This window comes from Mycolicibacterium stellerae, from assembly GCF_003719305.1.
Classification (GTDB): Bacteria; Actinomycetota; Actinomycetes; order Mycobacteriales; family Mycobacteriaceae; genus Mycobacterium; species Mycobacterium stellerae.
Genome location: NZ_RARC01000006.1, coordinates 46,448 through 65,261, shown reverse-complemented (window position 1 = coordinate 65,261; position 18,814 = coordinate 46,448). Strand labels below are relative to the sequence as shown.

Sequence of the window (18,814 nt, the reverse complement as noted above, 5' to 3'; positions counted from 1 at the left end):
CGCCGAAATCACGTGTCGCTGCCGACGGTGACCGACTCGGCGTGGTCGGTGATCTCGTCGAGTTCGGTCTCCTCGGCGTCGATGCCGACGAGATGACGGCGCGTTAGCGCGAGCACACCGGCTGCGAGCAGCACCGCAGCGGCGCCGACCCAGAACGGCAGGTGCACGCTGACCCGTTCGCCGAGAACCCCGGCGAGCCACGGTGCGACCGCGGCGCCGGAGAACCGCACGAAACTGTATGCCGCAGAAGCGACTCCACGCTCCACCGGTGCGGCCTTCATCACGGTCTCGGTGATCAGCGTGTTGTTGATCCCGATGAACAGGCCCGAGACCACCACGCACGCCGCCAGCACGGCCCTGCTGTCCGTGCCGAGCGCCATCACCACCAACGTTGCGGTCATCGCCAGCAGGTTGACCAAAAGCGTTGGCACCGTACCGAACCGGCGCTGCAGCCGAGGCGCCACCACGACGGAGGTGAATGCCAGCGCGACGCCCCAGCCGAAGAAGATCAGCCCGATCTGGTGGGCGTTCATATCGAGCGGGAACGGTGTGAACGCCAGCAGGGTGAAGAAGCCGAAGTTGTAGAGGAGCGCGGTGATACCCACGCCGAGCAGCCCACGGTGGCGCAGTGCGCGGAACGGGTCGGCCAGCGTCGTGGCGTGTTCGGCGCGCGGCGTTGACGGAAGCAGGAAGGTGGTGACGACGAGCGCGATGGCCATCAACGCCGAAACTCCGAAGAACGGGCCGCGCCACGAGATCGAGCCGAGTACACCCCCGACCAACGGGCCAACGGCGATTCCGAGGCCGAGCGACGCCTCGTAGAGGATGATCGCCTGGGCGACCGATCCGCGTGCGGAGTTGACGATGGTGGCCAATGCGGTCGCGATGAACAAGGCGTTGCCAAGACCCCACAGCGCCCGCCAGCCGACGATGCCCATCACGGTGTCCGACATGCCCGCCAGCCCTGCGCCTGCGATGATCACCGCCAGGCCAACCAGCAGCGTCCTCTTCGGGCCGATCCGGCTGGCGACCACGCCGGTGACGAGCATGGCTACCCCCATCACCGCCATATAGCTGGTGAACAGCAGTGACACCTGCGACGGCGAGGCATTGAGGTTGTCGGCGATCGGCTTGAGTATCGGGTCGACAAGGCCGATTCCCATGAAGGCGACGACAGAGGCGAACGCGACGGCCCATACGGCCTTGGGTTGACGCCACATACGGTGCGGCTGCTCCTAACGGTTGACGCTATTTGACGGTTGGTTTTGGGGCTGCCGCGTCCTGGAGAAGGTTGCGCATCACGCGTACGGCATCCTCGAGCGTCTGCCGGTCGCCGGCATCGAGCCGTTCCAGGTATGGATCGATCGCGGCGCCGCGATCGACGCGAACCTGCCGCAGCATGTCCACCCCCTTCGGGGTGATCCGGATAAGGACTGCGCGTGCATCTTCGGGATCGACAGTGCGTGACACCAGACCCGCGTCCTCCAGCCGACGCACCTGCATGGTCATCGTCGGTTGCGAACAGTGATCGAGTGTGGCCAGATCCGAGATGCGCGCTGCACCCTGGTCCTCGATCGTGGACAGTAGCCGTCCCTGCGCGAACGGCAGCGGTATGCGGGCCCGCTGAGATGCCAGGCGGTTGAGTCGCGCCACCACGGCCAGCAGGTCGGCACCAAGCGGTTGAGTCACCACACAATAGTTACATAGTTTCACTATACGAATCAAACCCCCGGACGCGTGTCGGCGCTCACAGCGCCGCCACGGGCGGATCGAGCGGCGACTGGCAGAATCGTGCAATGACTGCAACTCGCCGCTCGAGCGTGACTCGGCGGCGAGGTTCACTGCAGCCCGTCGAACTCGCGCACGCATCGGTGATGGCCGCGCTGTGTGCGGCCACCGCCATCATCGCGGTCGTGGTGCCTTTCGCCGCAGGGATCGGGCTGCTCGGCACCGTGCCGATGGGCCTGCTGATCTACCGGTTCCGGCTTCGGGTGCTGATCGCGGCGACCGTCGCAGGTGCCACGATCGCGTTCTTGATCGCCGGAATGGGCGGATTTATGACGGTGGTCAATGACGCCTACATCGGTTTGCTGATCGGTCTCATCCTGCGGCGTGGCCGCGGCACCCTCACGGTTCTCTGCGTCGGGGTCCTCGCGGGCGCGGTGTTCGGGGCAGCCGTCGTGGCGGCGCTCGCGGTCCTTGTTCGGCTGCGACACCTGATCTTCGAATCGATGACCGCCAACGTCGACGGCGTCGCCGCGTTCATGGCGAGCCTCCCGAAATGGTGGTGGCTCCCCAACATGGACGCTTTGGCCGAGCGTCTGAAGACCGGCTTTGCCACAGCGCTGCACTACTGGCCTTATCTGCTCGGCGGGTGGTCTGTGCTCGTCATCACCGTCGTGATGCTCATCGGCTGGTGGGCGTTGGCGCAGGTGATCAACCGGCTGGTCGTGATACCCGATGTGCACAAGCTCGATTCCCCACCCGATACGGCACCGATCGCGCCCGTTCCCGTGCGGCTCACCGACGTCCGATTCCGGTATCCCGAAAGCGACCATGACGCGCTCGGCCCGGTGACCTTGACCATCGAACCCGGTGAACACGTCGCGGTGACCGGGCCCAACGGCTCCGGTAAGACGACGCTGATGCTGATGCTTGCCGGACGCGAGCCGTCATCGGGCACTGTCGATCGTCCCGGCTCGGTCGGGCTCGGCCGCCTCGGCGGCACCGCGGTCATCCTGCAGCACCCGGAAAGCCAGGTGCTCGGCACGCGGGTCGCTGATGACGTGGTCTGGGGACTGCCGCCGGGCACCACCACCGATGTGCACAGGCTGCTCACCGAGGTCGGCCTCGACGGCCTGGCCGAACGCGACACCGGCGGGCTGTCCGGCGGCGAGCTGCAACGCCTCGCCGTGGCAGCGGCTCTCGCGAGGGAGCCGTCGCTACTGATCGCCGACGAGGTGACCAGCATGGTCGACCAGGAGGGCCGCGATGGGCTGCTGGCCGTGCTGTCCGGGCTGACCAACCATCACCAGATGTCGTTGGTGCACATCACCCACTACAACGACGAGGCCGACTCCGCCGACCGTGCGATCGACCTGACCGGCAACGGCGGTGCCTCCGACAACACCGAGATGGTGGAAACGACCGAGGCGCCGGCCGCGAAAGGCCCGCTCAAGCCGCGTCGTGAGGCTCCAGTCCTGGAACTCATCGACGTCAACCATGAGTACGGCAGCGGCACGCCATGGGCCACAGAGGCGTTGCGTGATATCAACTTTGCCGTTCATGAGGGCGACGGCGTACTGATTCATGGCCTCAACGGGTCGGGTAAGTCCACCCTGGCGTGGATCATGGCCGGCCTCGCCGAGCCGACGAGCGGGAGTTGCCTGCTCGACGGTGCGCCCGCCGCCGACCAGGTCGGCGCCGTCGCCATCTCGTTTCAGGCGGCCCGGTTGCAGCTGCTGCGCAGCCGTGTGGACCTGGAGATCGCGTCGGCGGCAGGGTTCTCACCCCGTGACCGTGCCCGGGTGATCACGGCGCTGGCCACCGTCGGCCTCGATGCGACGTTGGCGGACCGGCGGATCGACCAGCTCAGCGGCGGACAGATGCGTCGCGTCGTGCTGGCCGGCCTGCTGGCGCGATCCCCGCGGGCCCTGATCCTGGACGAGCCGTTGGCGGGGCTCGACGGCGCCAGCGCGCGCGGGCTGCTGCGCCTGCTCGAGCAACTGCGGCGCGACGAGGGGCTGACCATCATCGTGATTTCGCACGATTTCACCGGGCTCGAGGATCTGTGCCCGCGCATCCTGCACCTGCAGGACGGCGTGCTGGCGACCGCACCGACCGCAGCCGGGGGCATGTCATGACCGCTCCAACCCGAAAGCAACAACGCAGGCCGATCGTGCTGCTGCGCCCGGTGCCGGGCCGCACCGTCATCCACGACCTGTGGGCGGGCACGAAACTCATTGTGGTGGCGGCGATCGGCGTGCTGCTGACCTTCTATCCCGGGTGGGTGCCGATCGGGGCAGTCGCGGTCCTCGTGCTTGTCACGACGCGGCTGGCCCGCATACCGCGCGGCGTGCTGCCGTCGATTCCGCGATGGCTGTGGCTCCTGTTGGCACTCGGCGGAGTCACCGCGGCGATGTCCGGCGGCAGTCCCGTCGTCGAACTATTCGGCCTCGACCTCGGACTGGGTGGACTGCTCAAGTTCCTGCGAATCACCGCGCTGTCGATCGTGCTGCTCGCCCTGGGTGGCATGGTGTCGTGGACCACCAACGTCGCCGAGATCGCGCCCGCCGTGGCGAAACTCGGCAGACCGCTGCGCCGGTTGCGGATACCGGTCGACGAATGGGCGGTCACGCTCGCGCTCGCCCTGCGGGCCTTCCCGATGCTGATCGACGAGTTCCGGACTCTGTATGCCGCGCGCAGCCTGCGTCCCAGATCGGTACTGACGACGCGACGGGCTCGCAGGCGTCGCTGGGCGCTGGAGGCGGTCGACCTGATCGCAGCGGCGGTCATCGTGGCGCTCCGACGTGCCGACGAGATGGGCGACGCGATCACCGCGCGCGGCGGTGCCGGTCAAATCTCTGCGGCCCCGTCGGGACCCGAACGGCGCGACTGGGTGGCCCTTTCGGTCGTCCTGCTGGTGTGCGGCGCGGCGCTGGTGCTGGAACTCACCGTGCTGGGAACCAGTTAGCGCTCGGCGGCGGCGTTGGCGGCGGCCTGGGCATCGGCCAGCGAGGTGGCCACATCGGCCCGCCCCAGAAAGATCTCGTCGAAGTACGGTTGCAGCGCCTCGTAGCCCGCGGGAAAGCCGGGGCCGCCAGGCGCGGGTATCCGCGGGCCGTCGAGCACCGAGAAGAACGGTCCGACGTCGACGCCGCGCCCGGTCCAGTAGTCGAAGTAGGCGCGTTGCGCGGGCAGGACGGCGGGGATGGCCGCGCCGCGCGCACCCAGGTACTGGTTGCCACGTGGGCTACCCATCCAGGCCAGTACCTCTCGAACGGCGTCGGGATGCTTGGTTGCCGAATTCCCTGCAGCGGCAATGCCGTTGGTGACGCTCACCCGGCCCACCGGCCCGATGGGCATCGGGACGACACCCCACCTGAAGCGGCTGTCGTCGGCGATCGCCGCCAGGTTGTAGGTACCGGACTGAAACAGCGCCATCCTGCCCTGCAGGAACTGGTTGCGGGAGAAGTCACCGTTGCCGTTGGTGTCCGATGCGGGCGGGGCGACGTGGTCGTCGTTGATCAGGCGCACCAGGTAGTCGAAAGCCGCGACCGACCCGGGATTGTCGAAGGCGAACCGGTCGCCGTCGGAGAACATGCCTCCTGCCGAGCCGACGTAGTTCAGATAGATGCCCTGAAGATCGTTGGCCGCGTTGTATCCCCACTGCCGGATGCGCCCGGGGTCGAAGCCGGGTTCGTCGGCCCTGCGTCCGTCCGCGTCGACTGTCAGCCGGGCGAGCAGGGGCCGCAGGGTGTCCACATCGCCGGGAGACCACCGCATATCCTGAAGTTGCCGCAGGTCGACGCCTGCCTGCTCGATGAGGTCGGCGTTGAAGTAGACCGCGATGCCCGCATCGGTCAGCTGAGGCACCGCCCACAGCACACCGTTGCGGGTGAACTGGTCGACAACCGACGGTTCCCAGTCCGCTGCAGCGTTTGGACCCAACACTTTTGCGATATCCATCAGCCGGCCGCTGTCGGCATACGCGGCGAAGTACGCGTTCGACAGCCAGAAGATGTCGTCTGCGCTGCCGCCCGCGGCGTCGGTGCGCAAGGTGTCGAAGTAGGTGGCATACGCCACCACGTTGACCCGCACATCGATGTCGGGGTGGCTCCGGGTGAACTCGTCGAACGATTCCCGGTAAGCGGCGGCCACCTGCTCGCCCCACAGTCGCACGGTGACCACTGTGCGGCCTGCTGGTTCGGTCGACCGGCCCAGCAGCACCGCGACGACGAGCAGAAGGGCCATGGTGAGAGCCAGGCCCGTCGCGGCCATCGTGGAAACCTTGGGGCGCAACGTCATTTCAGCCCCGTGACGACGATGGAACGCACGATGTGTCTGCCGAGGGCGACGAACAGCAGGATCAGCGGAACGATCGCGACCGTCGTCGCCGCCATCACCAACGTCCACTGCGCGTTGTAGCGGGACTGCAGACCCGCCGTCGCGACCGTCAGCACCTGCCATTTGCCACCGGTGGTGATCACCAGCGGCCACATGAAGCTGTTCCACTGGCTGACAACGGTGATGAGCGACAGCGTCACCAGAATCGGCTTGCTGGCAGGCACCACGACATGAACGAGAACATCGAGGGTGTTGGCGCCGTCGATGCGTGCCGCCTTGATGAGATCGGCCGGAATCCCACGAAAGTACTCGCGAAGCAGGAAGATCGCGTACGGCGAGCCGAACACGAACGGCAACACCAACGCCCAGAACGTGTTTCGCAGACCGGCCTGCGCCATCATCAGATACAGCGGCACCACCGTCACCGTCGCGGGCACCATCAAGGTCGCGAGGTAGACCCAGAACAGCGCGTCGCGGCCGGGAAACTCCAGTCGGGCGAACGCATACGCCGCCAATACCGAGAAGGTCAGCTGACCGACCAGGATGACGGCTGTCATCAGCGCGGTCACCACCAGCGCGCGGCCGAACCCGGCATCGGCCAATCCCGTGTAGTTCTGCAGGGTCGGCGGCGCGGGAAACGACAGGGGCCTACCGGTATTGAACTGTTCTGCCGTCGTGAACGACGTCATCAACCCCAGCGCAAACGGTGCCAGGGTGATCAGCGCACCCGCTGCCAGCCCGGCGTAGATCAGCGGGGCGGACACTGCCCGGCTAAACGACGTCATAGGTGATCCGGCCGCGGAAGTAGGAATGCTGGGCGATCGTCACGCCGACAAGAAGGACGAAGAGCACCGCGGCCATCACCGCCGCCCGTCCGACCGCAGCAGCGCCGAACGCCTCGGCGTAGATCCGATGAGCGATCAGGTCGGTGCGGCCTTGCGGCCCACCCGCGGTCAGCGCGTAGACGGTGTCGAACACCTGCGCCGCACTGATGACGCCGGTGACGAGGACGAAGAACAGCGTCGGCCTCAGCATCGGCAACGTGATGCGGCGAAACCGCTGCCATGCGTTCGCGCCGTCGGTGCGCGCCGCGTCCTGGATGTCGGCGGGGATGGCGAGCATGCCCGCGAGGAAGAACAGTGTCACGTAGCCGACGTTCGTCCAGATCGTCACCGCCGAGACCACGGGCAACGCCAGGTCAGGGTCGGTCAACCACTCGATCCGCTCGCCAAGCAGCGTGCTGACCGCGCCGTCGGTCGGCGACAGGATCCACCGCCACAGCACGGCGATCGCCAGCGGTGCGCAGATCCAGGGCAGCACGTACAGCGTGCGGAAGAAACCACTGCCCGGCAGCCCGCGGGCCAGCATCGCCGCGGCGAAGAGGCCGAGCACCGACTGGGTTGGCACCACGATCGCGATGAATAGCGCCGTCACCACAAGGGACGTGGCGAACGACGGATCAGTCAACACCGAACGCCAATTATCCAGTCCGACATACGCAATGGGCCCCAACAGGTCCCAGCGGTGCACGCTGAGCCACGCGACGACCAGCATCGGCAACAGCAGGAACGTGACGACGCCGAACAAGCTGGGTGCCAGCAGCGCGTAGCCCACTGCCGTCGACCGCACTCGATTGGCTGCCACTGAGCCATTAAAGCGGTCGCAACGCCGTCGAACTACGGTGTAGCCGTGACAGCATCCCGACAAGTCGATCCCGACTTCCTTGCGCTGCCGCGCCATGAGCTTGCCGACGCCGCGCTGTCGGCCGCCGTGGCAGCCGGCGCCAGCCATGCCGACCTGCGCATCCACCGCATCGTCAACGAGGTCGTGGCGCTGCGCGACGGTGAGCTGGAGACAGCCGTCGTCGACCGCGAGGTCGGGTTTGCGGTGCGGGTGATCGTCGACGGCACCTGGGGCTTCGCATCGCACGCCGAGTTGGACGCGGGTGTCGCAGCGGAGACCGCCCGTCGCGCCGTTGCGGTGGCTCGCACGCTGGCGGCGCTCAACGCCGAGAAGATCGAGTTGGCTCCCGAACCGGTGTACACCGACGTCAGCTGGGTGTCCGACTACCGGATCGACCCGTTCGCGATCCCCGCGGCCGACAAGATTGGACTTCTCGCCGAGTATTCTGGGCGGCTGCTTGCCGCCGACGGCGTCAATCACGTGTCGGCAAACCTGCACGCGGTCAAGGAGCAGACGTTCTACGCCGACACCGCAGGCTCGTCGATCACCCAACAGCGGGTGCGCGTGCAACCGACACTCGAGGCCGTCGCCGTCGACGCTGCTGCGGGATCCTTCGAGACCATGCGCACGCTCGCGCCGCCGACCGGGAGGGGCTGGGAGGCGGTCGACGGTGACGACGTGTGGGACTGGACGGCCGAGCTCGCTGAGCTGCCGACGCTGCTCGCGGAGAAGGTCAAGGCGCCGAGCGTGACGGCGAGACCGACCGACCTGGTCATCGATCCGTCCAACCTGTGGTTGACGATCCACGAATCCATCGGGCACGCCACCGAATATGACCGCGCCATCGGCTACGAGGCCGCCTACGCGGGCACGTCTTTCGCCACGCCGGACAAGCTGGGCACGATGCGGTACGGATCACCTGTGATGAACGTGACCGCCGACCGCACCGAGAATTTCGGGCTGGCAAGTGTCGGTTGGGACGACGAGGGTGTGCGGGCGCAACGGTGGGATCTGGTGCGCGACGGCCTGTTCGTCGGCTACCAGCTAGATCGGGTGTTCGCACCGCGGCTGGGGATTGACCGCTCCAATGGCTGCTCGTATGCCGACTCACCGCACCATGTCCCGATTCAGCGGATGGCCAACGTGTCCCTGCAGCCGGGCGCCGACGAGCTGTCCACCGACGACCTGATTTCGCGGGTCGAGGACGGGATCTACATCCTTGGCGACAAGAGCTGGTCGATTGACATGCAGCGGTACAACTTTCAGTTCACCGGGCAGAGGTTCTTCCGGATCACCGACGGGAAGCTGGATGGCCAGCTTCGCGACGTGGCCTATCAGGCCGTCACCACCGACTTCTGGGGTGCGATGGAAGCCGTCGGCGGCCCGTCGACATGGCGGCTGGGCGGCGCATTCAATTGCGGCAAGGCACAACCGGGACAGGTCGCACCGGTCAGCCACGGCTGCCCGTCGGCTTTGTTCCGCGGCGTCAACGTGCTCAACACGCGCGCCGAAGGAGGGCGGTAGCGGTGATCGGGGCACAGCAAGTCGTCGACACTGTGTTGGCCGAAGCCGCGCGGTTGGGGAAGGCCGACGAGACCATCGTCACGGTCACCGACCGCAGCGACGCCTCACTGCGGTGGGCGAACAACTCGATGACCACCAACGGTGTTTCGGTGCAGCGCAGGACGACGGTCATCTCGGTGGTGCGTCGAGGTGAGCGCGGTCACGTGGCGTCGTTGACGTCCAGCGAGGTCGACCCGTCGGTGATCCCCGGCCTGGTGGCGGCGTCGCAGGAGGCAGCGCTCGCGGCGCCGGAAGCCCGCGACAGCGCGCCGCCGCTACCCGCGACGGAGGCGGCAGGTGACTGGGACGCACCGATTCCCGGAACCGGTATCGAGGTCTTCGGCGGCGTCGCAGAAGCACTGACCCGCGGATTTCCCCGCGCCGACCGGCTGTACGGCTATGCGCGGCACATCCTGGAGACGACGTTCGTCGCCACCTCGGGCGGGCTGCGGCGGCGTTACACCCAACCGACCGGCTCCGTCGAGATCAACGCCAAACGCGGTGGCGCAAGCGCATGGGCGGGCGTCGGCACACCCGACTTCACAAACGTGCCAACCGATTCCATGCTCGAGGAGCTCTCGACCCGGCTCGGTTGGGCGCAGCGCACCGTCGAACTGCCTGCCGGACGCTACGAAACGATCCTGCCGCCGTCGGCGGTCGCCGATCTGATGATCTACCTGTCGTGGTCGATGGATGGCCGGGGGGCGCAGGAAGGCCGCACCGCCTTCTCGGCGCCCGGCGGCGGCACGCGGGTGGGGGAGACGCTCACCGACCTGCCGTTGACCCTGTATTCCGATCCCGCCGCCGCCGGCCTGGAATGTACGCCCTTCGTGGCGGCGGCCAGCTCGTCGGACCAGGCCTCGGTGTTCGACAACGGCATGGATATCGACCGGGTCGATTGGATTCGTGACGGCACGATCAACTCGCTGGCCTACCCGCGCGCGGCTGCCGCCGAGTTCGGTGTTCCCGTGGCCGTGGCGGCGGACAACCACGTGATGACCGGTGGTACCGACAGCCTGGCCGACATGGTGGCGAGCACTGACCACGGGTTACTTCTGACCACGCTGTGGTACATCCGCGTCGTCGACCCCGCCGTCCTGTTGCTGACCGGGCTCACCCGCGACGGCGTGTACCTGGTCGAGGACGGGCGGGTCACCGGCGCGGTCAACAACTTCCGGTTCAATGAGAGTCCGCTGGACCTGCTGCGGCGGGTCAGCCAGGCGGGCGTCAGCGAGGTCACGCTGCCGCGCGAGTGGGGCGACTGGGCCATCAGGGCGGCGATGCCGACGTTGCGGATCCCGGACTTTCACATGTCGTCGGTCAGCCAGGCGCAATAATGCGACGATGCACGATCCGCTGAACGGCGAACTGGGACGACTGGTCGCCCTCGCACCACCCGAGCACGGTCGAATCAACGCGCTGGTCCGCCAGACGTGCGCCAAGACACTCTCGCTGCCGCCGTTGCCCGCCGAAGTCGAGGTCGACGGCCCCGTTGACGAAGCGGAGTCGGTCGCCGTCGAATTCGCCGAGCAGTTCAGCATCGACGTGTCATCCATCGGCGACGAGTTGCGAACCAGGTTCACATCGACGCTCGGTCGAGCGGCGTTCCCCGCTGTGGTGCTGACCTACATCGCCGACTTCATGCCGAGGGTTCGGGCGGGTCTGGAGGCGCTCGCGCTGCCCGTGCCGTGGTCCGACGCGGTCGTCTGGGATCACGACAGCGACCTGGGGGATGTGCTTTTCAATCGCTTCCAGCCGGGCATCGCGCGCCTGCGCGAAGTCGACCCGGTGACAACGGAAATCGTCCGGTTACGCGGGGCTACCCAACATGACTGCCGGCTGTGTAAGTCGCGGCGCGAGGGCAGTGCACTTGACGCGGGTGGGTCGGAGTCGATGTACGAGCAGATCGAACTGTACGAAAGGTCGACCGTCCTCAGTGATCGGCATAAAGCGGCGCTGAGGTACACCGACGCGCTGATATGGAAACCCGCAGATATCTCGCCGGAGGTGTCGGCGGGCGTGCGAATTCATTTCACCGAGGCGGAGTCCTACGAGTTGACAGCCGACGTGATGCGCAACGCGGGCAACAAGATTGCCGTCGCGCTCAAGGCCGACACCCCCAACGTTGAAGAGGGAACCGAACGTTTCGTCGTCGACGAGAATGGTCAGACGGTCGCCGGCTGAGCGCCTTGCACCGCGAGCGTGCGTGTTTGTACGCGACACGCCGGTGAATTGTGTACAGGAACGCCCGCTCATCGCCGGTGAGTGAGCGCAGATGACCACGGTATGCGGTGCGTCGCTCGCGGGCCTGGGCTACACCTCGATGCGCGAACCCATGATCACGATGCGGTCGCGGGGCAGGCCGAACCGTTCGGCCGCATCGGCGGTGATGTAGGACGTTGCGATGAAGATCCGCTTGCGCCACTGCGCCATCGTTTTCTTGCGACCCCTGACGAGTTCGAGCTTGGACAGGAAGTAGGACGCCTCGTCGATCGCGATCTTTCCTTCGGACTGTTTTGGAGTGAGGCCGCGAAGTGCGTCCAGTACATGCGTTTTCTCCATGTAGCCGTAATTGGCTGTGACGAACACGATTCCGTCCTGCTTGAAGCCCAGCGCGTCCACCTGGATTCGTTCGGTTTCGGGTGCACGCGGCATCGGAAGCGTTTCTATCGACACGATGATCACGTGTTTGTGCAGCACATGTGTGTGTTCGACGCACGTCCGCAGGGCAAGGGGTGCAGTCTCCTTGCCGCGGTTGAGGAAGACCGCAGTGCCGGGGACGCGGACCAGCGGCGGCTGGCAATCGCGGACCGCGTCGATGAATTCGTCGAGCGGTCCTTCAGCCGCTTCCCTTGCCAAGGTGACGATCTGGCGGCCACGATGCCAGGTCACCATCACGGTGAACGCCGCGATGCCGATCAGCAGCGGCAGCCATGCGCCGTGCACGACCTTGGTCAGGTTCGCCGCGACGAACAGCAGATCGATCAATAGCAGTAAGCCGCCGCCGATCACCACCAGCCAAAGCGGTGCGCCCCATCGGGTCCTGGCGTAGTAGAGGAAGAGCAACAGGGTGATGGTGATCGTGCCCGTCACCGCCATGCCGTAGGCGTACGCGAGGCGTTCGGAGCTTCGGAAGACAAGCACGAGGGTGAGCACCCCGACCATGAGCAGACCGTTGATCCACGGCACATAGATCTGACCCTCGGTTGCGGCCGACGTGTGGATCACCCGTAGCCGCGGGAGGTAGCCGATGCGGGCGGCTTGCGCCGCCAAGGAGAACGCGCCGGTGATCACGGCCTGCGATGCGATAACTGTTGCGGCGGTAGCCAATAGCACCATCGGCCAGAGTGCCCAGCTGGGAATCAGCAGAAAGAAGGGTGCACGCATGGTGGCCGGGTCGCCGATCAGCAGCGCTCCCTGGCCGAGATAGTTGAGAGCCAGCGCAGGCAGCACCACGAAGAGCCAGGCCCGGGTGATCGCCTTGCGGCCGAAGTGACCCATGTCGGCATAGAGTGCCTCCGCACCGGTGACGGCGAGTACGACCGCGGTCAGTGCGAAGAAGGCGATCTCGAAGTGCCCGACGATGAATGTCAGTGCATATGTGGGGGACAGCGCCTTCAGGATCTCTGGATGCGCGGCGATGCCGGTGACCCCGCATGCGCCGATCGCGACGAACCACGCGACCATCACCGGGCCGAACGCGCGCCCGACGAGTGCGGTGCCGTGCCGCTGGACGTAGAACAGCACCACGATGATGCCGACGGTGATCGGCACGACCCATTGCTCGAAGTCTGGGTCGACCACCTCGATGCCCTCGATCGCGGAAAGCACGGAGATCGCCGGCGTGATCATGCTGTCGCCGAAGAACAGCGATGCGCCGAAGACACCGAGCGCGGCGAGGATCAGCGCTGTGCGGTGATGCGTCTCCGACCCCCAGCGGCGCAGCAACGTGATCAGGGCCATGATGCCGCCCTCGCCGTCGTTGTCGGCACGCATCACCAGACTCACGTAGGTGAGCGTGACGATCACCATGATCGACCAGAAGATCATCGACACGACGCCGTAGACGCTTTGAGCGTTCAGCGGTACCGGGTGGGGATCGTTGGGGCTGAACACCGTCTGGACGGTGTAGATCGGGCTGGTTCCGATGTCGCCGAACACCACGCCGAGCGCGGCGAGGACCACGACCGGCCGGATGGACTTCGCTCCAGGGGCGGCGTGAGCCGATGATGCGGTCTCGGTCCTTTGCGACGCCATGACCGTTCGATCGTAGATCGACACTGGTTGGCAGGATGGCAACTGCAGCGTGACACCCCATCGCCAAGTGGCAGGATTGGCGGCCGTGGACATCGCAGCGGTCGACGAGGTGCTCTCGACGACGAGGGCGGTTCGACGCCGCCTCGACCTCAACAGGCCGGTCGAGCGGGACGTGATCCTCGAATGCCTGCGCTTGGCGATTCAGGCTCCTACGTCGAGCAACGGCCAGAATTGGCGGTGGATGGTGGTCACCGACGCCGACAAACGGGCAGCCATCGCCGACATCTACCGCAGCTGTGGCGAGGCCTATCTGGCGCAGGCCGCGAAGACCGCGGAGGACCCGCAAACCAGGAGGGTGTACGAGAGCGCGCATGCGCTCAGCCAGACCCTGGCTCGAGTTCCAGTCCACGTGATCCCGTGTGTCGAGGGCCGCCTGAACCAAACCGAGTTGGTCGTCGCGGCGTCTGAATGGGCATCGATCATTCCCGCCGCGTGGAGCTTCATGCTCGCGCTGCGGGCGCGTGGTCTTGGATCGGTGTGGACCACGTTGCACCTCATGAAGGCCGCCGAGGTCGCCGAAATCCTGGGCATACCCGACACCGTCACGCAGGCGGCACTGCTTCCGGTTGCGTACACGGTCGGCACCGACTTCAAGCCCGCCGCGCGGCCGCCCGTCGAGACGATCACCTCATGGAACACCTGGGACGCGCACTGATGCGGTCCTTCACGGCGACGTTCGCGGTCGACGCCCCGCCGCGCAAGGTCTGGCGGGTGCTTCATCCGCCACCGCCGCCGGGGGCAGCGCTTCCGCGCATCATCGAATATCCCGCGGGCCGCATCGAGATCCTCAACGAAGGCGACGAGGCCGGCCAAGGGCTGGTCCGCACATGCGTCTTCGACGTGCCTCACTACCTGCTGTCCGGCGGCAAGGCGAGATCGTGGGAGACGGTCACCGAGGCCCGCACCAATGAGTTGTCCCGTTATGTGGCGATCGCCAAGCCGCTGTGGTCCCGTGCCGAGGGCTATCACCAGCTCGAAGAGCAGCCCGACGGCACCACCCGTCTGACGTTTCACGAGACTTATCACGCCTACAGTCCGGTGCTTCGATTCCTGCTCGAACGCCGCGTCCACGACAAGATCTCGACCGACAACATGGCCACCTACGAGCACGCACTGAGCTTCGCGGGCGCGACCAGGCGACTGGCGTGGTCGACGGGCTGAGCGCGATGCGATCTGCGCGGGCGCTAGTGTCTAAGGCCGTGCACCGGGGGCGGTAGCTCAGTTGGTTAGAGCCGTGGACTCATAATCCATTGGTCGCGGGTTCGAGCCCCGCCCGCCCCACCAAGAAAAGGCCTGCTAAATGGGTGTTTCAGTCGGACGACAGTTCTCGGCGACGCTCTTCACCCCGGCGTCACCCCGGCACCTGGGCGCACCTGGTCTGTTAAATCGCCTTCAGACCCGGTTGGGTGCGCTTACCGTCGGGCCATGTACAGCCCTGCGGACGACCCTGACGGGACAGGGCTACACCAAGTCCCGAAGCTCTCCGCTGGAGACGACGACCCACCGGAACGGTTAAAGCGCTTCAGCGTGCCTGATCATCCCGAGCGACTTCGGGGCGCACAGATGGTCGCCGCCGTTGCCCGGTACCTCGGTGAGCCGAAGACACGAGATGAATTGCGAAGGGTGACCTTCGACACCTTCGGGGGCGAGAAGGTCATCGCGAAGTACTGGCCGGACACCCGGACGGCGTTCGATGCGGCGTTGGCGCGAGGCGTAGAACTCCGTCTCTTGATCGCTGCTGGCGAGCACTACTCCGCCGGGTGGGAGAAGCATCCTGACCCACACACAGCCGACGGCTAAAGCGTCTCGCTGGCGATCGTCGGGCGGTAACGCGACTTCGGCATACCTGGCCCTGGCGAGAACTCGGAGGGGCCAGGATTCGCGGGCATCGCGTGCGACGCACTTCCCTGCGCGGGCTGTTGTCCCGACAATGGCTCGTGCGCGACTATCTCGACACGGTTCATCCGCGTTCCGATGAGCGGACCGCACCGTTGTGGCCGAACCGCGCTCTGGGCGGTGCGCGGCGGCGTGGATGCCGGGCGATTGCGCCGTTGGATTTCACCGAACCTGTTGACCCCGGCGCGTTCTACAAGAACCTGATGCGTCCCGCGTTGGAAGCGGTGGGACTACCGGCGAGCCGACCGGCCACCAAAGATTCACCCGCCGTGCAAGGCGTCCGGCTCCACGATCTCCGGCACACCTTCGCGACCCTGCAACTGTCGGCTGGCACGCCTTTCATGCAGGTGTCGCAGTGGCTTGGCAACAGCACCTACACGCTCACGCTCGACGTCTATGGCGGGTGGATTCCCAGCGACGATGACACGGCGGGAAACAAGCTGCCTGAACCAATCGCCCCGGTGAAGCTGCCGAGCAACGTCGTCCCGCTGTTTGGCTAGCAAGAGCTAGCGATACCCCGATAGCGGGCTGACAAGTTCAACGACAGTGGTGGCTGTCTGAATAGCGAGGGCGGTTTCGGTTGGCGTCGGATCGTAGCCCCGGTGAGCGGCCTTATTGCGAAGCGCACCGACGTCTTGTACAAGTCGTGTGGGCAGAACCCCCGCGGCACCAACTTTTCTGTGAAGTTGTGTGAGTTTTGAAATCCCGTGGTGTGTATCAAATTGCGCCTTGCGGGCAGCAGCAGGGATGCCGTCAGCGTCAAATTTGTTGTCGATGAGTGCCGTTAGGGCCAACTCAGATGCGGTACAAGCATCGATTGCGGCACGTCGGTACTCCTTCGCGGTGACCAACGATCGCGCATCTCGAATGAAGGTCCACTCAAGCGGCGGCATGGTTTGTCTCGCGGCCAACGCAAGGCAGGCGGTTAGAGTCTGGTGATCGAGGATGTCTACGCCTGCCGCGCTCAACACAGGACTGCTCGTATCAGTCGATACGTTAACTCGGTAGTTGTTGTCGCCACTCCAGTTAACGATTGATCCCACACGCATACCGCTGCCAGCTTTGCCGACAGTAACGGAGTTCTGCCTTGTGAAGATCGATATCCAAGAACTTGTTAGTGCCCAACAGGATTCGAGTTCGCGTACAGCTTCCGCACGCACCTTAAAGAAGTCGGCAGCCAGGCGTGTTGTTGCAATAGTTGTCTCGAACCGAAGTCGACTGATCCGCGCATAGTCAGGTGCTTGTGATCCGTCCGGCTCGTCGTGGAATCCCACGGTGACGCCCCAATCGAACTTCTCGTCCTGGATGTCGGCGTTCGCCTCCCGAGCGTGTCGGTATGTCCAAGTGGGTGGATCCAGACGACCTTCTTGCCAATTTTGTTTCAGCGTTGGCAATGAAAGCGACACATCACGGGTCGTCGTCTTTGTGCTGTAACTGTGCCCGATGCACTCGATGGCTATGAAAAGTCCATTGCCGCAGGCGAAGTGCCCTTCCAGAGGCCGTTCTTGGGTGTCGCCCGCCGCTACGGTCAACGGTAGCCCTTAAAGGCAATCGTTGAATCCAACATGGCGGTCTGCGTCACCGTCTTTCTCGGGTTCCATACGCTTCGCATTCGTACTTCGATTGCCTCCCCGTCGATCTCGTCGTCTTGGACGCGTTGCCATGCAAGTAGGATGAACTGCTCTGGCTGGTCGGCAACATTCATCGTTGCGCCGATCCACTTCCACAACTTGTCGCCTCGCACGAGGATTGATGATTCGTTTTGGGGCGGCTCGCCAGGTTGGACCAGTCGATGAAGGACTTCGCCGGGGTTGGCTGGCTTCTCGAACAGCCCGCTCACTTCGCCGATCAGGTCGCCGTTGACGGTGATCAACCGCGATGCTTCGTCGTCTCGGATATCGGTTATTCGGGCGCGTTGCGCTACGTGAGGGAACGGACCGTCATCCGTTGGTACCAGGATTTCATCTCCCGGTCGCAGCGCCTGCACGACCGTGGGCCGCACGGGCGCGAAGAAGGTAACTTCCGGTTCCGCGTCGATGTGCTCGGCCGAAGTGTTCTCGTTCACGGTCATACTTGCTCCAACTTTGCCGGTGTGCGCACCCAATATCCGCGTGCACTATTGCTCGCTCATGTGTTCGAGCGACTGGTTCAGTCTACGACCGCGACCCGACGCATATTGGTGTGTCGCGCTGCGTGTCTTAGCCGTACGAACAAACCCGGCGCTAGCCCGGCGTTACCCCGGCAGCCAGGGGGCTATCAGGGGCCATTCCAGACCCAACCGGAGACCCACCCCAAAACACCCGAAACTCACCTCTTGCAGGTGATACGCAGGCGAGAGGACATTGTCTGCGCAGGTCAGAGCGGCGCCGAAAATGGACTCATAATCCATTGGTCGCGGGTTCGAGCCCCGCCCGCCCCACGTCAGACGTGTATTACGTCGGTTGATGCTTGACGTTTGGCTTCGGGTGATGCCTGACAGTGTTTCGGCTGATGGTTGACATCTACTTCGGTTGATCCTTGACACTCCTTCAGATGAGGGAGTTGAGCGTGGCCGAGCAGCGGTATCAGGCGGTGGTCAGTGAGGGCTGTCGATTCCGTTAACCGGGCTGGACTCGGTCGGCGAGCTTCGACGCGATCGCTTCGGCTGGAGCTGAAACGCTGTCGCCGCAGGCGCTTACGTCGAGAATGACGTTCGACACCGCCTGTAGGACGTGCTGACAACGCACCTGGGTTGACTCCGTAAGCGCTGACGCGATCACAGTGTGAGGGCGAGTTTTCACCGCTGTCACGCGGTCTTGCGTTGTCGAGCCACTCACCTTGTCTTTGCTGGTGATGACTTCGTCGCGACACCCTTCCCACGCCTTGGCTTGCTTATCGATGAACTCATCCGCGTTCGCGACCGAAGGGAGCTGCGCCGCCATCTCTACAACGCTGCTGACGTTGTCGGCCCCGACAATCCGCCAACGCATCTCGGTGAAATTTGTGGGCGCGTATTCGATCTCGCCAGCGATGTAGACCAGCCCGTGGCATTCTGGCGGGTCCGCATCGATCGTGTCGTCGGGTGCGTCTCCCTCATCCACTACTTCAGAGCCGCTGGTACCCATCACGTCATCGATTTCGTCAGGGTCGAGCAGGACGGTACCGAGATCGACAGCCATCGCGCTTGATTTGACCGGCGAGCCGGAAACATCGCGTGAGCAACTCGTCAGGCCGGATGCAGCAACCACCAGCAACGCAATCCACACTGCGGCCAGGCGGCCTGGCGTCCGGAAACACCACACAGCCTCAC

18 protein-coding genes and 2 tRNA genes are annotated in these 18,814 nt (G+C 65.2%); 11 read left to right on the top strand and 9 right to left on the bottom strand.

Annotated elements, in window-relative coordinates:
* Positions 1-8 precede the first annotated feature (8 nt).
* Together D6M19_RS10350 and D6M19_RS10345 are read right to left on the bottom strand one after the other, a co-directional pair.
* Positions 9-1,220, bottom strand: a complete 1,212-nt coding sequence (locus D6M19_RS10350; protein WP_123025116.1) for an MFS transporter — start codon at positions 1,218-1,220, stop codon at positions 9-11.
* Between the two features lie 28 nt (positions 1,221-1,248).
* On the bottom strand, positions 1,249-1,689 hold the full coding sequence (locus D6M19_RS10345) for a MarR family winged helix-turn-helix transcriptional regulator (RefSeq protein ID WP_123025278.1): 441 nt from the start codon (positions 1,687-1,689) through the stop codon (positions 1,249-1,251).
* A gap of 107 nt (positions 1,690-1,796) precedes the next feature.
* On the opposite strand from D6M19_RS10345, the gene D6M19_RS10340 reads away from it, so the two are divergent.
* Both D6M19_RS10340 and D6M19_RS10335 read left to right on the top strand, forming a co-directional pair.
* On the top strand, positions 1,797-3,863 hold the full coding sequence (locus D6M19_RS10340; protein WP_123025115.1) for an ATP-binding cassette domain-containing protein: 2,067 nt from the start codon (positions 1,797-1,799) through the stop codon (positions 3,861-3,863).
* Positions 3,860-4,693 carry a CbiQ family ECF transporter T component gene (locus tag D6M19_RS10335; RefSeq protein WP_123025114.1) on the top strand — a complete coding sequence of 278 codons (834 nt, stop codon included), beginning with the start codon at positions 3,860-3,862 and terminating at the stop codon, positions 4,691-4,693. Before D6M19_RS10340 ends, D6M19_RS10335 begins: the two co-directional genes overlap by 4 nt.
* Here the strand turns inward: D6M19_RS10335 and D6M19_RS10330 are convergent.
* The 3 genes from D6M19_RS10330 to D6M19_RS10320 are packed head-to-tail and all read right to left on the bottom strand — an operon-like array spanning position 4,690 to position 7,710.
* On the bottom strand, positions 4,690-6,027 hold the full coding sequence (locus D6M19_RS10330) for an ABC transporter substrate-binding protein (RefSeq protein WP_123025113.1): 1,338 nt from the start codon (positions 6,025-6,027) through the stop codon (positions 4,690-4,692). The genes D6M19_RS10335 and D6M19_RS10330 overlap by 4 nt on opposite strands.
* A complete protein-coding gene (locus D6M19_RS10325) occupies positions 6,024-6,851 on the bottom strand; it encodes a carbohydrate ABC transporter permease (RefSeq protein WP_164478426.1) in 828 nt (275 codons plus the stop codon). Before D6M19_RS10325 ends, D6M19_RS10330 begins: the two co-directional genes overlap by 4 nt.
* Complete coding sequence (locus D6M19_RS10320; protein ID WP_234834804.1) at positions 6,838-7,710, bottom strand: carbohydrate ABC transporter permease; 873 nt, start codon at positions 7,708-7,710, stop codon at positions 6,838-6,840. The genes D6M19_RS10325 and D6M19_RS10320 overlap by 14 nt, the downstream gene beginning before the upstream one ends.
* Positions 7,711-7,755: 45 nt before the next feature.
* Between D6M19_RS10320 and D6M19_RS10315 the strand changes: the two genes are divergently transcribed.
* Genes D6M19_RS10315 through D6M19_RS10305 form a run of 3 tightly spaced genes read left to right on the top strand, consistent with a single transcriptional unit; the run spans position 7,756 to position 11,496 of the window.
* On the top strand, positions 7,756-9,273 hold the full coding sequence (locus D6M19_RS10315; protein WP_123025112.1) for a TldD/PmbA family protein: 1,518 nt from the start codon (positions 7,756-7,758) through the stop codon (positions 9,271-9,273).
* Between the two features lie 2 nt (positions 9,274-9,275).
* Positions 9,276-10,649 carry a metallopeptidase TldD-related protein gene (locus tag D6M19_RS10310; RefSeq protein WP_123025111.1) on the top strand — a complete coding sequence of 458 codons (1,374 nt, stop codon included), beginning with the start codon at positions 9,276-9,278 and terminating at the stop codon, positions 10,647-10,649.
* A 7-nt stretch (positions 10,650-10,656) separates the two neighbouring features.
* Complete coding sequence (locus tag D6M19_RS10305) at positions 10,657-11,496, top strand: carboxymuconolactone decarboxylase family protein (RefSeq protein WP_123025110.1); 840 nt, start codon at positions 10,657-10,659, stop codon at positions 11,494-11,496.
* Between the two features lie 129 nt (positions 11,497-11,625).
* On the opposite strand, the gene D6M19_RS10300 is transcribed toward D6M19_RS10305, so the two are convergent.
* Positions 11,626-13,569 carry a potassium transporter Kup gene (locus D6M19_RS10300; RefSeq protein ID WP_123025275.1) on the bottom strand — a complete coding sequence of 648 codons (1,944 nt, stop codon included), beginning with the start codon at positions 13,567-13,569 and terminating at the stop codon, positions 11,626-11,628.
* An 85-nt stretch (positions 13,570-13,654) separates the two neighbouring features.
* Between D6M19_RS10300 and D6M19_RS10295 the strand changes: the two genes are divergently transcribed.
* The 5 genes from D6M19_RS10295 to D6M19_RS10275 all read left to right on the top strand — a co-directional run bounded on the left by D6M19_RS10295 (position 13,655) and on the right by D6M19_RS10275 (position 16,025).
* Entirely contained in the window at positions 13,655-14,284 is a 630-nt protein-coding gene (locus tag D6M19_RS10295; RefSeq protein ID WP_123025274.1) for a nitroreductase family protein, read from the top strand.
* A complete protein-coding gene (locus D6M19_RS10290) occupies positions 14,284-14,790 on the top strand; it encodes an SRPBCC family protein (RefSeq protein WP_123025273.1) in 507 nt (168 codons plus the stop codon). The genes D6M19_RS10295 and D6M19_RS10290 overlap by 1 nt, the downstream gene beginning before the upstream one ends.
* Before the next feature lie 46 nt (positions 14,791-14,836).
* Positions 14,837-14,913, top strand: a tRNA-Ile gene (locus D6M19_RS10285).
* Positions 14,914-15,054: 141 nt separating this feature from the next.
* On the top strand, positions 15,055-15,429 hold the full coding sequence (locus D6M19_RS34205) for a hypothetical protein (protein WP_164478425.1): 375 nt from the start codon (positions 15,055-15,057) through the stop codon (positions 15,427-15,429).
* A gap of 137 nt (positions 15,430-15,566) precedes the next feature.
* Positions 15,567-16,025, top strand: a complete 459-nt coding sequence (locus D6M19_RS10275; protein ID WP_123025108.1) for a site-specific integrase — start codon at positions 15,567-15,569, stop codon at positions 16,023-16,025.
* Between the two features lie 6 nt (positions 16,026-16,031).
* Here the strand turns inward: D6M19_RS10275 and D6M19_RS34200 are convergent, their stop codons facing one another.
* Both D6M19_RS34200 and D6M19_RS10270 read right to left on the bottom strand, forming a co-directional pair.
* On the bottom strand, positions 16,032-17,057 hold the full coding sequence (locus D6M19_RS34200; RefSeq protein ID WP_164478423.1) for a hypothetical protein: 1,026 nt from the start codon (positions 17,055-17,057) through the stop codon (positions 16,032-16,034).
* Positions 17,054-17,596, bottom strand: coding sequence for a hypothetical protein (locus D6M19_RS10270; protein WP_123025107.1), 543 nt, complete (start codon positions 17,594-17,596; stop codon positions 17,054-17,056). The genes D6M19_RS34200 and D6M19_RS10270 overlap by 4 nt, the downstream gene beginning before the upstream one ends.
* Positions 17,597-17,873: 277 nt before the next feature.
* Between D6M19_RS10270 and D6M19_RS10265 the strand changes: the two genes are divergently transcribed.
* Positions 17,874-17,944: transfer RNA gene (locus tag D6M19_RS10265), tRNA-OTHER, on the top strand.
* A gap of 178 nt (positions 17,945-18,122) precedes the next feature.
* Here the strand turns inward: D6M19_RS10265 and D6M19_RS10260 are convergent.
* The gene (locus tag D6M19_RS10260) at positions 18,123-18,770 is read right to left on the bottom strand and encodes a sensor domain-containing protein (protein WP_164478422.1); all 648 of its coding nucleotides are present in this window, start codon (positions 18,768-18,770) and stop codon (positions 18,123-18,125) included.
* Positions 18,771-18,814: the final 44 nt, after the last annotated feature.

What these genes read in the sequence shown, in the direction of transcription:
- D6M19_RS10335 (WP_123025114.1), top strand. Translation starts at nt 3,860, where the DNA reads ATGACCGCTCCAACCCGAAAGCAACAACGCAGGCCGATCGTGCTGCTG.
- D6M19_RS10290 (WP_123025273.1), top strand. Translation starts at nt 14,284, where the DNA reads ATGCGGTCCTTCACGGCGACGTTCGCGGTCGACGCCCCGCCGCGCAAG.
- D6M19_RS10325 (WP_164478426.1), bottom strand. Translation starts at nt 6,851, where the DNA reads ATGACGTCGTTTAGCCGGGCAGTGTCCGCCCCGCTGATCTACGCCGGG.
- D6M19_RS10340 (WP_123025115.1), top strand. Translation starts at nt 1,797, where the DNA reads ATGACTGCAACTCGCCGCTCGAGCGTGACTCGGCGGCGAGGTTCACTG.
- D6M19_RS10300 (WP_123025275.1), bottom strand. Translation starts at nt 13,569, where the DNA reads ATGGCGTCGCAAAGGACCGAGACCGCATCATCGGCTCACGCCGCCCCT.
- D6M19_RS10330 (WP_123025113.1), bottom strand. Translation starts at nt 6,027, where the DNA reads ATGACGTTGCGCCCCAAGGTTTCCACGATGGCCGCGACGGGCCTGGCT.
- D6M19_RS10350 (WP_123025116.1), bottom strand. Translation starts at nt 1,220, where the DNA reads ATGTGGCGTCAACCCAAGGCCGTATGGGCCGTCGCGTTCGCCTCTGTC.
- D6M19_RS10270 (WP_123025107.1), bottom strand. Translation starts at nt 17,596, where the DNA reads ATGACCGTGAACGAGAACACTTCGGCCGAGCACATCGACGCGGAACCG.
- D6M19_RS34205 (WP_164478425.1), top strand. Translation starts at nt 15,055, where the DNA reads ATGTACAGCCCTGCGGACGACCCTGACGGGACAGGGCTACACCAAGTC.
- D6M19_RS10305 (WP_123025110.1), top strand. Translation starts at nt 10,657, where the DNA reads ATGCACGATCCGCTGAACGGCGAACTGGGACGACTGGTCGCCCTCGCA.